Source organism: Pantoea sp. X-Soil-ISGK-259, from assembly GCF_059730705.1.
Genome location: NZ_AP035986.1, coordinates 3,267,344 through 3,280,254, shown reverse-complemented (window position 1 = coordinate 3,280,254; position 12,911 = coordinate 3,267,344). Strand labels below are relative to the sequence as shown.

Below are 12,911 nucleotides of genomic sequence, written 5' to 3'. Positions count from 1 at the left end.
CGGCAAACCTTTTTAACGAACAGAGAAAGCAAAGCGATGAAAAATACTACCCGTTTTAAGCTGAATGCTTATATGTCGGTGCTGGCAGAAATCAACAAGATTGACCTGTCCGCGCTGAACAGCAAATTCACCATTGAGGCGTCCGTATCGCAGACGCTGGAAAGCAAAATTCAGGAGTCGTCCGCGTTCCTGCAGGCCATCAATATCATGCCGGTCAGTGAGCAGAGCGGCGAACGGCTGGGGCTGGGGATCGGCACCACCATTGCGGGCACCACCGATACCACCCAGAAAGAGCGCGAGCCGACCGATCCGACCTACATTGACGGCGATGGCTACAAATGCACGCAGACCAACTTTGACACGGCGCTGCCGTATTCAAAGCTGGACATGTGGGCGAAGTTCAGCGATTTCCAGGTGCGCATCCGTGACGCCATCGTGAAGCGTCAGGCGCTGGACCGCATCATGATCGGCTTCAACGGCCTGAAGCGTGAAAAGACCTCCAACCGCGTGCAGAACCCGTTGCTGCAGGATGTGAATATCGGCTGGCTGGAAAAAATCCGCCAGGAAAAACCGGCGCAGGTGCTGGGTCAGCACATCGGTGACGACGGCAAGGTGGTGTCGGACAAAATCACCGTGGGTAAAAACGGCCTGTTCCGTAACCTGGACGCGGTGGTGATGGGTGCGGTATCGGAAAAAATCGGCGTGCAGTACCAGGACGACACCGAACTGGTGGTTATCTGCGGACGCCAGCTGCTGGCTGACAAGTATTTCCCGCTGGTCAATCAGAGCCAGCCCAACACCGAAGCGCTGGCCGCTGATCTGATCATCAGCCAGAAGCGCATCGGCGGCCTGCAGGCCGTGCGCGCCCCGTACTTCCCGGCGAATGCGCTGCTTATCACCCGCCTGGATAACCTGTCCATCTACTGGCAGGAAGAAACCCGCCGCCGCTCGATCATCGACAACCCGAAACGTGACCGCATCGAAAACCTTGAGTCGGTCAACGAGGCTTACGTGGTCGAGGACTACGACTGCACCTGCCTGGTGGAAAACATCGAGCTGCTGGAGCAGGAGCCGGAAAAAGAGCCGGGCGAAATGAGCGACGCGGAAATTGCACGCATCGCCGCCGTGGCGGCCAGCGTGGTCAAGTCCATGAGCGGCGCGGACAGTTCAGCCGCCAGCGCGAACACCACGCAGACCGGTGATGCCGGTGATGGCAGCAAAGGCGGAGCGTAACCCGTGACCAACCCTTTCCGCGCGCATACGCGCTTTATTCAGGCACAGGAGGCCGCCCGGTCGGGCGGCAGTGGCCGCAGCACAAAGGGCTATGACCTGATGCTGCTGCAGCTGAACGAAGACCGTCGCCGCCTCAAGGGCATTCAGTCCAACGTCCGTAAGGCCGAAATCAAGGTGGAGGTGCTGCCAAAGTACGCCGCGTGGGCTGAGGGCGTGCTGAGTGCTGACGGCGCACAACAGGACGACGTGCTGATGTACGTGATGCTGTGGCGCGTTGATGCCGGTGACTATGCCGGTGCGCTGGCGATTGGCCGCCACGCACTGAAGCACGGCTGGGCGATGCCACTGGGACAACGCACCACGGCGACGGTGCTGGCTGAAGAAATTGCCGACGCGGCAAAGGCCGCCATTCTGGCAAAGACGCCTTTTGAACCGGCCCTGCTGCTGGAGGCGCTGGAAGTTGTGGACGCGCACGACATGCCCGATCAGTCACGCGCCCGCCTGCACAAGTCCATCGGCTGGGTGCTGACGGAAAGCAGCCCGGCGTCCGCGCTGAACCATCTGAAGCGCGCCCTGCAGCTGGACGAAAAATGCGGCGTTAAAAAAGACATTGAGCAGTTGGAGCGGAAAATCCGTAACGCCAGCTGATAACCGGACGTGCCCACGCGCGGGGCGGCACGGGGTGGCGACAGGCAGCGCCGCATCAAAACCCCGTCCACCGCCCACCTATTCAGGAGTAACAGAGCAATGGAATTTATCGCGCCACAGAAGGCGACGGGAACGCCGGACATCATCCCCAATAACTCATTCTGGCCGGACGTTGATCTGGCGAAGTTCCGCAGCGTCATGCGCGTTGACGGCACCGTGACGCCGGAGCGTCTGCGTCAGGTGGTGTTGACCGCGATGGCGGAAGTTAACGCGGAGCTTTACCCGTGGCGTGAGCGGCAGGAGCTGGCCGGTCATAACGGCCTGGCCGACGTTCCGGCTGAGAAGCTGGCCGGTGAGAGCGTGCGCCTGCATCACTACATGAACGCGGTGTGGTGCTGGACCCGCGCGGTGCTGAACGAGCGTTATCAGGATTTTGACGCCACCGCGACAGCGGTTAAGCGCGGCGAAGAACTGAGTGATGCCAGCGGCGATCTCTGGCGCGATGCGCGCTGGGCTATCAGCCGCGTGCAGGACATGCCGCACTGCACCGTGGAGCTTATCTGATGAAAGTGCGTGCGCAGCAGTATGACACGGTGGACGCACTCTGCTGGCGTCACTACGGGCGCACGCAGGGCACGACGGAACAGGTGCTGCAGGCAAATCCGGGGCTGGCGGAGCACGGCCCCCTCTTACCGCACGGGCTGGAGGTGGAGTTGCCGGACGTGACAGCGACGGCCACCGTGCAGGCCGTCCAGCTTTGGGACTGAATCATGTGGGAAAAAATCAGCACCTTTTTAACCTGGTGCATTGCGGTGGTGATGGCGTGGCTGGGCGGCATGGACCTGAAAGACATGTCCACCGTGGCCGGTGTGCTTATCGGCCTGCTGATGGCGCTTATCAGCTGGTACTACAAACACAAAACCTATCAGCTTCTGGCAAGCGGGCGCATTACGCGGAGTGAATATGAATCTGCAGACCGTTAAACGCTGCGCCGTTGGCGTGGTGCTGGCGCTGGCCACCACGATGCCCGGTTTTCAGCTGCTGCATACCTCCGTGGAGGGGCTGCGGCTGATTGCCGACTATGAGGGCTGCCGCCTGCAGCCGTACCAGTGCAGCGCGGGAAAGTGGACCGACGGGATCGGCAACACGTCCGGCGTTGTGCCAGGTAAGTCCATCACGGAACGGCAGGCGGCGGGGAATTTCATCACCAACGTGTTACGCACTGAGGCGGCACTGGCGCGCTGCGTGGCGGTCTCTATGCCGCAGCAGGTTTATGACGCGCTGGTGTCGCTGGCGTTCAACGTTGGCACCGGCAACGTGTGCGGCTCCACGATGGTGGCGTTGCTGAAAAAGGGGCAGTGGCGCGAGGCGTGTTACCAGTTGCCGCGCTGGGTGTACGTGAAAGGCGTATTCAATCAGGGGCTGGATAACCGGCGCGGGCGCGAGCTGGCCTGGTGCCTTAAAGGAGTCTGAAATGCAGATGGTTAAAACATGGTGGTTTACGGCGTTACTCACCGTCCTGCTGACGCTGGTCAGCATCAGTCACGGCAGCTTTGCGGGCTATCCGCTGGCGGCGATGTTGTGGGCGGAATTCATCGCATGGGCTTTCATCGGTTTTTCCGGGCTGTGCTGCGCCGCAACCCTCACCGGCAGGGAGCGCAGGCAGACTTTTGCCTGGCTGCTGCGGTTTGCGCAGCTGGCTGGCCGCGTGCCGCTCAGGTGGTATCACCGCGTAGTTATCGCAGTGGTGATGTGGACAGCGGGCTGGAAGCTGACGGTGCTCATGAGCCTGAACGCATTGTTTTATCGCTGGATGATCAGGCCAGAGATTAAGCAGGCCGCAGCATGATTCGGGTACTGATCGCTATCGTGCTGATCCTGATGGTCATCACCGGCGTGCAGTCTTACCGGCTTAGCAGCGCCCACGGCAGGATTGATGCACAGCAGGAAACCATTGCGGGCCAGGGGAAAAAGCTGAGCCAGAAAAACAGTCAGCTGATTGCCCTGAATATCCTGATGCAGACCAGCAGCCAGGCGCAGACGCAGCTTTACGCCGCCGCCGAACGCAACGGCCAGCTGCTGCGTGACCGGCAGCGAAAGATTGAGGAGCTGAAACGTGAAAATGAAAACCTTCGCCGCTGGAGCGATACCGCTTTGCCTGATCCTGTTGTCCGGCTGCGGCAGCGACCGGCCCTCGCAGGAGGTGAATCTTACCGTGAGTGGCTGTCCGAAAATCACCCGCTGCCAGCTGGACCCGGCAGCGCCGCGCACTAACGGCGACCTTCTGGCCCTGCTGGACGAAACGGAGGCCGCCTGGGCGGCATGTGCCGGTAAGGTAGATACCATCATCAGCTGTCAGGAAAAAGACGATGAACAAGCCGCAGTCCTTACGCAGCGCCCTGAATAAGTCGGTCCAATATGTGGCCGACAACCCGGACCGCCTGCACCTGTTCGTGGACAGCGGCCAGCTGGTCGCCACGTCCGCCGCGTCCCTGTCGTGGGAGTATCGCTACACCCTGAACGTGGTGATCACCGACTTCACCGGCGATCAAAATCTGCTGATGGCCCCGGTGGCTTTGTGGCTGCGGGAAAATCAGCCCGATGCGCTGCAGAACAGTGAGGCGCGCGAAAGGCTGTTTACTTTTGAGGTGGATATTCTGGCGAATGACCGCTGTGACATCAGCATGGATCTGAAGCTGACAGAGCGTGTGATTGTTACTGAAGAGGATGGTAAAGCCCGGATTGAGGCGGTGCCGGAGCCGGACGCGCCGGAGGAGTTCTGGGCGGTGAAACGTGGCTGAACTGCATGAAGTGGATGCCTGGCTGGCGGCGCTGCTTTCACAACTGGAACCGGCGGCCCGGAAAAAGATGCTGCGGGAAGTGGCGCGCGATGTACGTCGCATTCAGCAGGCGAACATCACCGCGCAACGTTCCCCGGACGGCACCGCATGGGAGCCGCGCCGCGTCAGTGCCCGCAGCAAAAAGGGCCGCATACGTCGCGGCATGTTTGCGAAGCTGAAAACAGCAAAGTATCTGAAGGCGCAGGCGAATGCAGACGCCGCTGAGGTTGCCTTTGTGCCGGGGGTTCAGAAGCTGGCCCGCGTCCATCACTACGGCCTGCGGGACCGGGTAAGCCGTCGCGGCCCGATGGTGAAATATGCAGAGCGCACACTTTTGGGCATAAATGATGCGACAGAAGAGAATGTGAGAGAAACACTTGTAAGGTGGCTATCAGTTTGATGCTGTGAAATACGTATAATCAATATTTATTTGATAGCTTCGTCAATGGATATTCTATTAAAAGACCATTCTGAATTTTTAAATCCACAAACATAAATCAAGCAATTAGGAAAAGACCTCTCTAGTTTCTCTTTCATTTCTCCAAGATATTTTTTATTGAATGAATTTCTGTAACCAAGATAAACCTCCTTGAAACAAGCTCTATTCACACTTTGAATTTCACTTTTTTGGTTCCTGCTTACATTCCTTACAACTCTAACTTCTTCTTCGTAGGACCAGTGAGATGATTTATATAAAAAAACTCGCTGCAGCGCTTCAAGCAACTCGGGTTGAAAAGTATATAGCATTCCTTCATATACGTGATGATTTTCAGAATTATCAAAGGTGTTATTAGGTTTTGTTGCCGTATAAATAACGCTTCCGTATTTGGCCGGTATGACATTTAAGCCGGTTACGTTCAATTCGGCCAAGTTAACATCAATACCGAAGACCATACCGGCATGGGAGTTATTATCACGATCTAATTCAATCCCTTTATTGCTTAAAAACTTAGTTCCTCTGCCATAGTGCGCCCACATTAATGGGTTCAATGGATTTCGAGTTAGAGACAAAATGCCATAAGATTGTGATGCTGCGATATGTTTTATTCCATCTTTCTGATTCGGTTCTTCGAGGTCGTAATATAAACTAGTTAGTTCAAAAGGATCATTTAGTGAGGACGCTTTAGAGAATTTAAGTGTTGACCTCTCCATTATCGTCTCAGCTGTATTTAAATCGACATATTTATAAAGAATCACTGTCTCTCCAATAAAATCAGCAATTGATGGGCAGTTTAGGCCTTTGACCCCGCCCCGCTATTGTATGGAATACCACACATATTAGACCTGTATCAAGAGCGCAAAGAGGTGATGCACTCTTAGCGAATGAACGAGAAACTCACCGAAATTATGCGCCTTATCACCAACCTGATCCGCACCGGCATTGTGTCCGACGTGGACCCGGTGAACTGGCTGTGCCGGGTGAAAACGGGCGACCTCGAAACCAACTGGATCAACTGGCTCACCCTGCGCGCCGGTAATACACGCACATGGTGGAAGCCCACCGTGGGGGAACAGGTCGTGCTGCTGAGCCTGGGCGGCAACCTCGAAACTGCCTTTGCGCTGCCTGCCATCTATTCCGAAGCCTTCCCACCGCCTGACTACTCGGAAGACGGCACCACTACCGTGTTTAAGGACGGTGGCTGGTTCAGTACGAGCCGGAAACCGGCCAGCTGCTGATAAAGAACATCAAAAGCGTGCGCATTGAAGCGGCAGACGGCATTCAGCTGATCACTGACGCGCTGGGAATAGAGGCCAGCCAGACACGGATTAACGGTGACACCACGATGAACGGCGATGTCACCCACGGCGGCGGTTCAATGAGTTCTAACGGCGTGATTGCTGATAAGCACTTACACAGCAAGGTGAAGAACGGCACCGATATGTCAGGAGGCCCGCAATGATGTACCTCGGCATGAACCGCGACACCGGCGAAGCTATTACCGACATCGATCACATCCGGCAGAGCGTGCGCGACATCCTGATCACCCCTGAAGGCAGCCGTATCGCCCGGCGTGATTACGGTTCGCTGCTGTCGGTTCTGATTGACCAGCCGCAGAACGACGTGATCCGCCTGCAGGTAATGGCGGCGGTGTATGTCGCCATCAGCCGCTGGGAACCTCGCGTAAGGCTGAGCACCGTAAACCTTACCAGCGACTTTGACGGCTCTATGGTGGTTGAAATGACCGGTCAGCGGGATGACGGCTCGCCGGTTGCTATGTCTGTACCAACGGGGGTGAACAGTGGCAGTAATTGACCTTTCCCAGCTGCCCGCACCGCAGATTATTGAGGTGCCGAACTTTGAAACATTGCTGGCAGAGCGCAAAGAGGCGCTTATTGCGCTTTATCCGGCGGATGCACAGGCCGCCATGCGCCGCGTGCTGGCGCTGGAGTCCGATCCGATTGTGAAATGCCTGCAGGAAAGCACCTATCGGGAAATCCTGCTGCGCCAGCGCATCAATGAGGCGGCGCAGGCGGTGATGGTGGCCTACGCAATCGGCAGCGATCTTGAACAGCAGGCGGCCCGCAATAACGTGAAGCGCCTGACCATTACGCCTGCGAATCCTGACGCGGTGCCGCCGGTGGATGCAGTAATGGAATCGGACGATGCCCTGCGCGTGCGCGTGCCGGAGGCGTTTGAGGGGCTGAGCGTGGCCGGACCGACGGGCGCGTATGAGTTTCACGCTAAAAGTGCCGATGGCCGGGTGCAGGACGTGTCCGCCATCAGCCCGTCACCGGCGACAGTATTGATCACCGTCCTGAGCCGTGAGGGCGACGGTACGGCGGCAGCGGATTTGCTGACTACAGTGGACAAGGCACTGAACGCCGACAGCGTTCGCCCGGTGGCAGACCGCGTGACGGTTCAGGGCGCAACAATACTCAGCTACAGCGTGAAGGCCAGACTACATCTGTTTGACGGCGTGGCCGCCGGTCCCTGCCTTGAGGCGGCAAACGCGACGCTGGCCGCTTACCTTACTGAACAGAAAAAGCTGGGGCGCAGCGTGCGGCGTGAGTCTTACGGGGCGGTGATGCGTGTGGCCGGTGTGGACTGGGTGGAAGTCACCGAACCGGCGGAGGACATCATCATGGACCGCACCCAGGCGGGTTACTGCACCGGCACAGATGTGTCCGTGGCGGGCGATCAGGGGGTGACATGAGCAACAGCAGCCTGATGCCGCCCGGTTCTTCTGCACTGGAGCGCCGTCTGGCAGAAGCCTGCAGCGGCATTTCCGGGCTGAGCGTGCCGCTGCGCGACTTATGGAACCCGGCCACATGCCCGGTGAGTTTTCTGCCGTATCTGGCCTGGGCGTTTTCTGTGGACCGCTGGGACGAAAGCTGGGCGGAGAGCGTTAAGCGGCAGGTGGTGAGCGATGCGTTTTTCATCCATCAGCACAAAGGCACTATCAGCGCCATCCGTCGCGTGGTGGAGCCGTTCGGCTTCCTGATCCGGGTTATTGAGTGGTGGAAAACCAGTGAGCCGCCGGGCACGTTCCGGCTGGACATCGGCGTGCAGGATCAGGGCATAACTGAAGAAACATATCAGGAGCTTGAGCGCCTGATCAGCGATGCGAAGCCCTGCAGCCGTCACCTGCTGGGGATGTCCATTAACCTGCAGGTGAGTGGCGAAATGCGGATAGCGGCGGCCAGCTATGACGGTGATGACCTGACCGTTTACCCGTATACCCCGGAACTTATTTCCGTCAGCGGCGCAGTTTATGGCGGCGCGGCGGTTCACGTTATTGATCTGATGGAAGTGGGACCATGACACAAAAATACTATGCAATAGTAACCAACTTGGGCGCGGCGAAGATTGCCAACGCCGCCGCACTTGGCACAAAACTGAACATCACACAGATGGCCGTGGGGGATGGCGGTGGCACGCTGCCGACGCCGAACCCCAGCCAGACGAAGCTGGTTAACGAGGTGCGCCGCGCCGCTATCAATTCGCTGAGCATTGATGCGGCCAATGCCAGCCAGGTGATTGCTGAGCAGGTGATCCCTGAAACGGAGGGCGGATTCTGGATCCGGGAAATGGGACTGTTTGACGCGGACGGTACGCTGATTGCGGTCTGTAACACGCCCGAAACCTACAAGCCCGCGCTGCAGGAAGGCAGCGGCCGCACGCAGACCGTGCGCATGATTCTGATCATTAACAGCACCGACGCCATTACGCTGAAGATTGACCCGTCCGTGGTGCTGGCAACGCGTAAATATGTTGATGATGCTGTGATCGAGGTGAAAGCCTACACTGACAGCGTAATGAAAACTCACACCGATGCTAAAAACCCACACAGCCAGTACCTGCAGATCGCAAGCGCCCTGGCAGAAATCAAAGACGCCGGGCTGGTTGCTGACGTTCTCAAAAACCTCGGTTTAGGCGAAGGCGGGCCGGTCATAGGATCACCTTTCCCCTGGCCTCACGCCAAAATGCCTAATGAAATCTTTCCCTCTATGGCTGGCATGGTCTTTCTGAAAAGTAACGGAGCGACATTCAGCAGCACGTTATATCCAAAGCTGGCGCTGGCTTATCCGGGGCTGAAACTGACTGATCTGCGTGGCGAATTTATCAGGGGCTGGGATGACGGGCGCGGCGTAGATTCAGGGCGTAGTTTAGGAAGCGCGCAGTCATCAACTGGCCTGCGAACTGCAGCGGTGGATTATCCGGGTATTGATGCAACAACTTCAGGCGCAACGGTAGGCACAGCATTTAACCAGCCTGATTCAGTCACAAAGGCTCAGCCCGGCGATGCGAAAACACCTGATAACGGTGTTTTGGGAGCGGTACTCAGCGACAACTCAATTCAGGCAACTCAGTTGCAGGCAGGCATTCAGGGCGGCTCAGTATGGATCACCACGCGCCCGCGCAACGTCGCGTTTAACTACATCGTGAGGGCTGCTTAATGGCAAAGGTAACGCTTGATAAAAACGGGCTCGCTAAATCGGCCGGCACACTGACGGTTTATAACTTTGATGCGGTAAGCGGAGAGTTCACCGGCTCAAATGATGAGTATCTGGCTCAGGGCGTTGGCCTGCCCGCTAATGCCTGCATTACAGCGCCGCCCGCCGCTGAAGCAGGTAGCGTGGCGCTTTATCTTAATGGCAGCTGGCAGGTCATTGCTGATCATCGCGGGGAAACAGTCTATTCAGTTAATGACGGTTCAGCAGTAGTGATCAGTGCTCCGGGCGATTATCCGGTAGGCACTACGCCGCAGAAACCTGTAACTGCCTGGGATAAATGGGACGGTGAAAAGTGGGTAACTGATTCAGTTAAAGAGAAAGCGGCAGCAGTCAAAGAAGCCGGAGAACGGCAGGCCCTGCTGATTGCCGAAGCGAACAGCATTACTCAGGCATGGCAAACGCAACTTCGCTTAGACATGATCACCGATAAGGATAAGGCCTCGCTCGTCTCATGGATGAAATATATTCAGGCCTTACAAAATATCGACATCTCCCACACGTCAAAAATTAGCTGGCCGCCTCGCCCGGAAATTTAATAATTACTTAATTGGTTGATGAATAATGTTCTGATACCTCATAAAGAACGAAATCAACAGAACGATAAAGCCCATTCCCGCGAATGGGCCTTTTTCAGTCAAGGTCAGAAATGTAAGTAACATTCTAGGTATAACTCCACTAATAAAAAAGTGCGTTATTATATTGCTCACTAAGTTTAAAAGAAAAAACCCACCTAAAGCTAAACTAATGGTACCAATTAAAGATATAAAAAAAGCTACAGAAGGATATCCGATGTTCATCAGTGCGTTGATATTGTTAATCATAAACAATCCTAAGATTATCATGATCGCTGATATTATTATTACTTTATAATCTGATGTGATTTCTTTGATGAAATCTTTCATCTTAGTATCAACATTGCTCTGAATAGTTAAAAATCGGTTTTTTAATTTGTTATTCATTTTTTCTCTCAATCTGGCAGGCATCAGATAGTCCCATCCCATCATCAATGCAGCTGTAACCTGAAAAGTAAAAACCGTCATATCGCTGAAATACATCTGGGCTCCTTCCATTTAAAATCTTGTGCCATTTAAGATACAACGATATTTGCATGATTGAAACGTAAGATAAAAGGACCATAGCGGAACCCCTTCACAGGAGAACCGCCACATGGCACAGGATTATCACCATGGCGTGCACGTTGAGGAAATCAACGAGGGCACCCGAACCATCACTACCGTAAGCACCGCGATTGTCGGGCTGGTCTGCACCGGCGACGACGCTGACGCGGCCACCTTCCCGCTTAACCGCCCGGTGCTGTTAACCGACGTACTCACCGCCAGCGGTAAGGCCGGGGAATCCGGTACGCTGGCCCGCTCACTGGACGCCATCGCCGATCAGTCCAAACCCGTCACCGTCGTTGTGCGCGTGCCGCAGGGCGAAACCGAAGCGGAAACTACCGCTAACATCATCGGCGGCGTGACCGACGGCCAGCGAACCGGCATGAAGGCGCTACTGGCCGCGCAGTCTGTCTGCGGCGTAAAGCCCCGCATTCTGGGCGTGCCGGGGCACGACACAAAAGCCGTTGCCACCGAGCTGCTGAGCGTGGCGCAGAGCCTGCGCGGCTTTGCCTACCTGTCCGCGTATGGCTGCAAGAGCGTTGAAGAGGCTATTGCCTACCGCAGCAACTTCAGCCAGCGCGAAGGGATGCTGATCTGGCCTGACTTCATCAATTTTGACACCGTGCTGAAGGCGGACGCGACGGCCTACGCCACCGCCCGCGCGCTGGGCCTGCGCGCCAAAATCGACGAGCAAACCGGCTGGCATAAATCCCTGTCAAACGTCGGTGTGAACGGCGTCACCGGCATTTCAAAAGACGTCTTCTGGGACCTGCAGGATCCGGCCACTGATGCGGGCCTGCTGAACCAGAACGATGTGACCACGCTGATCCGTAAAGACGGCTTCCGCTTCTGGGGTTCCCGCTGCCTCAGTGATGACCCGCTCTTTCAGTTTGAGTGTTACACCCGAACCGCGCAGGTGCTCATGGACACGATGGCAGAAGCGCAGATGTGGTCCGTTGACGGCGCGCTGAACCCGTCACTGGCCCGTGACATCATCGAGAGCATCCGCGCGAAGCTGCGCAGCCTGGTGAATCAGGGCTATCTAATTGGCGCGGACTGCTGGCTGGACGAGAGCGTGAACGACAAGGACACGCTCAAGGCGGGCAAGCTGCTGATCGATTACGACTATACGCCGGTTCCGCCACTGGAAAACCTGCTGCTGCGCCAGCGCATCACTGACCAGTATCTGGTCGACTTCAGCAGCCGCGTCAGCGCATAAGGAGACGGAAAAATGGCATTACCCCGCAAACTCAAGCATCTGAACCTGTTCAACGCAGGCAACAACTGGCAGGGGCTGGTTGAATCCGTGACGCTGCCGAAATTCACCCGCAAGTTTGAGAAGTATCGCGGCGGCGGCATGGCCGGTGCAGTGGATATCGACATGGGCCTGGACGACGGCGCGCTGGATACGGAATTCACCATCGGCGGCACTGAATCGCTGCTGATTAAGCAGATGGGCACCACCACCGTGGACGGTATTCAGCTGCGCTTTACCGGCTCCATTCAGCGCGACGACACCGGCGAAGTGCAGGCGGTCGAGCTGGTCACGCGCGGACGCTATAAGGAGCTGGACTCCGGCGAATGGAAAACCGGCGAATCCAGCACCACCAAAGTGTCCGGCACCAACAGTTACGCAAAGCTGACCATCAACGGCGAAGTGCTCTATGAGTGCGATCTGGTGAACATGATCGAAATCGTGGGCGGCACCGACCTGATGGAAGCGCACCGCAACGCGCTGGGCCTGTAATCATACCGGCAGGCGCTGCGCCTGCCGCTTATCTTTCTTTTTAACGGAATCAAATCATGACTGACAAAACCACGCCAAATGAAAAAGTCGTTGAGCTGGACACGCCGATCCTGCGCGGCAAAACCGAAATCACCTGCGTCACCGTACGCAAGCCGCAGTCCGGTGCGCTGCGCGGTACCCGCCTGCAGGCGCTACTGGACATGGACGTGAACGCACTGATCACCGTGCTGCCGCGTATCACCACCCCGGCGCTGACCACGCAGGAAATCAATGAAATGGACCCCGCCGATCTGGTGAGCCTGTCGGTAGAGGTGGTCACTTTTTTGCTGAAGAAGTCGGTCCTGTCGGATTTAGCGACGGCCTGACGGT

At 56.6% G+C, this 12,911-nt stretch carries 21 protein-coding genes and 1 pseudogene; 20 read left to right on the top strand and 2 right to left on the bottom strand.

Going from position 1 to position 12,911, the window contains the following annotated elements; translation table 11 throughout:
- Positions 1-36: 36 nt before the first annotated feature.
- From AC6I77_RS15545 to AC6I77_RS15495, 11 genes are all read left to right on the top strand, one after another.
- Positions 37-1,233, top strand: coding sequence for a phage major capsid protein, P2 family (locus AC6I77_RS15545; protein ID WP_497817119.1), 1,197 nt, complete (start codon positions 37-39; stop codon positions 1,231-1,233).
- A gap of 3 nt (positions 1,234-1,236) precedes the next feature.
- Positions 1,237-1,881 (top strand): phage terminase small subunit, encoded by a 645-nt coding sequence (gpM, locus tag AC6I77_RS15540; protein ID WP_497817118.1) that lies wholly within the window; start codon positions 1,237-1,239, stop codon positions 1,879-1,881.
- A 99-nt stretch (positions 1,882-1,980) separates the two neighbouring features.
- Positions 1,981-2,445, top strand: a complete 465-nt coding sequence (locus tag AC6I77_RS15535; protein ID WP_497817117.1) for a head completion/stabilization protein — start codon at positions 1,981-1,983, stop codon at positions 2,443-2,445.
- Positions 2,445-2,648 (top strand): tail protein X, encoded by a 204-nt coding sequence (locus AC6I77_RS15530; RefSeq protein WP_497817116.1) that lies wholly within the window; start codon positions 2,445-2,447, stop codon positions 2,646-2,648. Before AC6I77_RS15535 ends, AC6I77_RS15530 begins: the two co-directional genes overlap by 1 nt.
- 3 nt (positions 2,649-2,651) lie before the next feature.
- On the top strand, positions 2,652-2,864 hold the full coding sequence (locus AC6I77_RS15525) for a phage holin family protein (protein ID WP_191942352.1): 213 nt from the start codon (positions 2,652-2,654) through the stop codon (positions 2,862-2,864).
- Positions 2,845-3,354: a lysozyme gene (locus AC6I77_RS15520; RefSeq protein WP_497817115.1), complete on the top strand. Its 510-nt coding sequence runs from the start codon at positions 2,845-2,847 to the stop codon at positions 3,352-3,354. The genes AC6I77_RS15525 and AC6I77_RS15520 overlap by 20 nt, the downstream gene beginning before the upstream one ends.
- Position 3,355: 1 nt before the next feature.
- The gene (locus AC6I77_RS15515; RefSeq protein ID WP_497817114.1) at positions 3,356-3,730 is read left to right on the top strand and encodes a DNZ54_00345 family protein; all 375 of its coding nucleotides are present in this window, start codon (positions 3,356-3,358) and stop codon (positions 3,728-3,730) included.
- On the top strand, positions 3,727-4,155 hold the full coding sequence (gene lysB / locus AC6I77_RS15510) for an Rz-like lysis system protein LysB (RefSeq protein WP_497817113.1): 429 nt from the start codon (positions 3,727-3,729) through the stop codon (positions 4,153-4,155). The genes AC6I77_RS15515 and lysB overlap by 4 nt, the downstream gene beginning before the upstream one ends.
- Positions 4,049-4,288, top strand: a complete 240-nt coding sequence (gene lysC, locus AC6I77_RS15505) for an Rz1-like lysis system protein LysC (RefSeq protein ID WP_497817112.1) — start codon at positions 4,049-4,051, stop codon at positions 4,286-4,288. The genes lysB and lysC overlap by 107 nt, the downstream gene beginning before the upstream one ends.
- Positions 4,251-4,682, top strand: coding sequence for a phage tail protein (locus AC6I77_RS15500; RefSeq protein WP_497817111.1), 432 nt, complete (start codon positions 4,251-4,253; stop codon positions 4,680-4,682). Before lysC ends, AC6I77_RS15500 begins: the two co-directional genes overlap by 38 nt.
- Positions 4,675-5,121 carry a phage virion morphogenesis protein gene (locus AC6I77_RS15495; RefSeq protein WP_497817110.1) on the top strand — a complete coding sequence of 149 codons (447 nt, stop codon included), beginning with the start codon at positions 4,675-4,677 and terminating at the stop codon, positions 5,119-5,121. The genes AC6I77_RS15500 and AC6I77_RS15495 overlap by 8 nt, the downstream gene beginning before the upstream one ends.
- Before the next feature lie 26 nt (positions 5,122-5,147).
- Here the strand turns inward: AC6I77_RS15495 and AC6I77_RS15490 are convergent, their stop codons facing one another.
- The gene (locus AC6I77_RS15490; RefSeq protein ID WP_497817109.1) at positions 5,148-5,918 is read right to left on the bottom strand and encodes a DUF2971 domain-containing protein; all 771 of its coding nucleotides are present in this window, start codon (positions 5,916-5,918) and stop codon (positions 5,148-5,150) included.
- A 126-nt stretch (positions 5,919-6,044) separates the two neighbouring features.
- On the opposite strand from AC6I77_RS15490, the pseudogene AC6I77_RS15485 reads away from it, so the two are divergent.
- The 6 genes and pseudogenes from AC6I77_RS15485 (at position 6,045) to AC6I77_RS15460 (ending at position 10,213) form a co-directional block, all read left to right on the top strand.
- A pseudogene (locus tag AC6I77_RS15485) lies at positions 6,045-6,622 on the top strand (phage baseplate assembly protein V).
- Positions 6,619-6,975 (top strand): GPW/gp25 family protein, encoded by a 357-nt coding sequence (locus AC6I77_RS15480; protein WP_497817108.1) that lies wholly within the window; start codon positions 6,619-6,621, stop codon positions 6,973-6,975. Before AC6I77_RS15485 ends, AC6I77_RS15480 begins: the two are co-directional and overlap by 4 nt.
- Positions 6,962-7,876 carry a baseplate J/gp47 family protein gene (locus tag AC6I77_RS15475; RefSeq protein ID WP_497817107.1) on the top strand — a complete coding sequence of 305 codons (915 nt, stop codon included), beginning with the start codon at positions 6,962-6,964 and terminating at the stop codon, positions 7,874-7,876. Before AC6I77_RS15480 ends, AC6I77_RS15475 begins: the two co-directional genes overlap by 14 nt.
- Positions 7,873-8,484, top strand: a complete 612-nt coding sequence (locus AC6I77_RS15470) for a phage tail protein I (protein WP_497817106.1) — start codon at positions 7,873-7,875, stop codon at positions 8,482-8,484. Before AC6I77_RS15475 ends, AC6I77_RS15470 begins: the two co-directional genes overlap by 4 nt.
- The gene (locus tag AC6I77_RS15465) at positions 8,481-9,620 is read left to right on the top strand and encodes a phage tail protein (protein WP_235764567.1); all 1,140 of its coding nucleotides are present in this window, start codon (positions 8,481-8,483) and stop codon (positions 9,618-9,620) included. Before AC6I77_RS15470 ends, AC6I77_RS15465 begins: the two co-directional genes overlap by 4 nt.
- Complete coding sequence (locus tag AC6I77_RS15460; protein ID WP_235764566.1) at positions 9,620-10,213, top strand: tail fiber assembly protein; 594 nt, start codon at positions 9,620-9,622, stop codon at positions 10,211-10,213. The genes AC6I77_RS15465 and AC6I77_RS15460 overlap by 1 nt, the downstream gene beginning before the upstream one ends.
- Before the next feature lie 3 nt (positions 10,214-10,216).
- Here AC6I77_RS15460 and AC6I77_RS15455 read toward each other — a convergent pair whose 3' ends face one another.
- Complete coding sequence (locus tag AC6I77_RS15455; protein ID WP_235764565.1) at positions 10,217-10,747, bottom strand: hypothetical protein; 531 nt, start codon at positions 10,745-10,747, stop codon at positions 10,217-10,219.
- 97 nt (positions 10,748-10,844) lie between these two features.
- Here AC6I77_RS15455 and AC6I77_RS15450 point away from each other — a divergent pair, with 97 nt between their 5' ends.
- From AC6I77_RS15450 to AC6I77_RS15440, 3 genes are read left to right on the top strand one after another with little or no spacing between them, the layout of a single operon-like run.
- On the top strand, positions 10,845-12,014 hold the full coding sequence (locus tag AC6I77_RS15450) for a phage tail sheath protein (RefSeq protein ID WP_497817105.1): 1,170 nt from the start codon (positions 10,845-10,847) through the stop codon (positions 12,012-12,014).
- A gap of 12 nt (positions 12,015-12,026) precedes the next feature.
- Positions 12,027-12,542, top strand: a complete 516-nt coding sequence (locus AC6I77_RS15445; protein ID WP_497817104.1) for a phage major tail tube protein — start codon at positions 12,027-12,029, stop codon at positions 12,540-12,542.
- A gap of 56 nt (positions 12,543-12,598) precedes the next feature.
- Complete coding sequence (locus AC6I77_RS15440) at positions 12,599-12,907, top strand: phage tail assembly protein (protein WP_235764563.1); 309 nt, start codon at positions 12,599-12,601, stop codon at positions 12,905-12,907.
- Positions 12,908-12,911 lie beyond the last annotated feature (4 nt).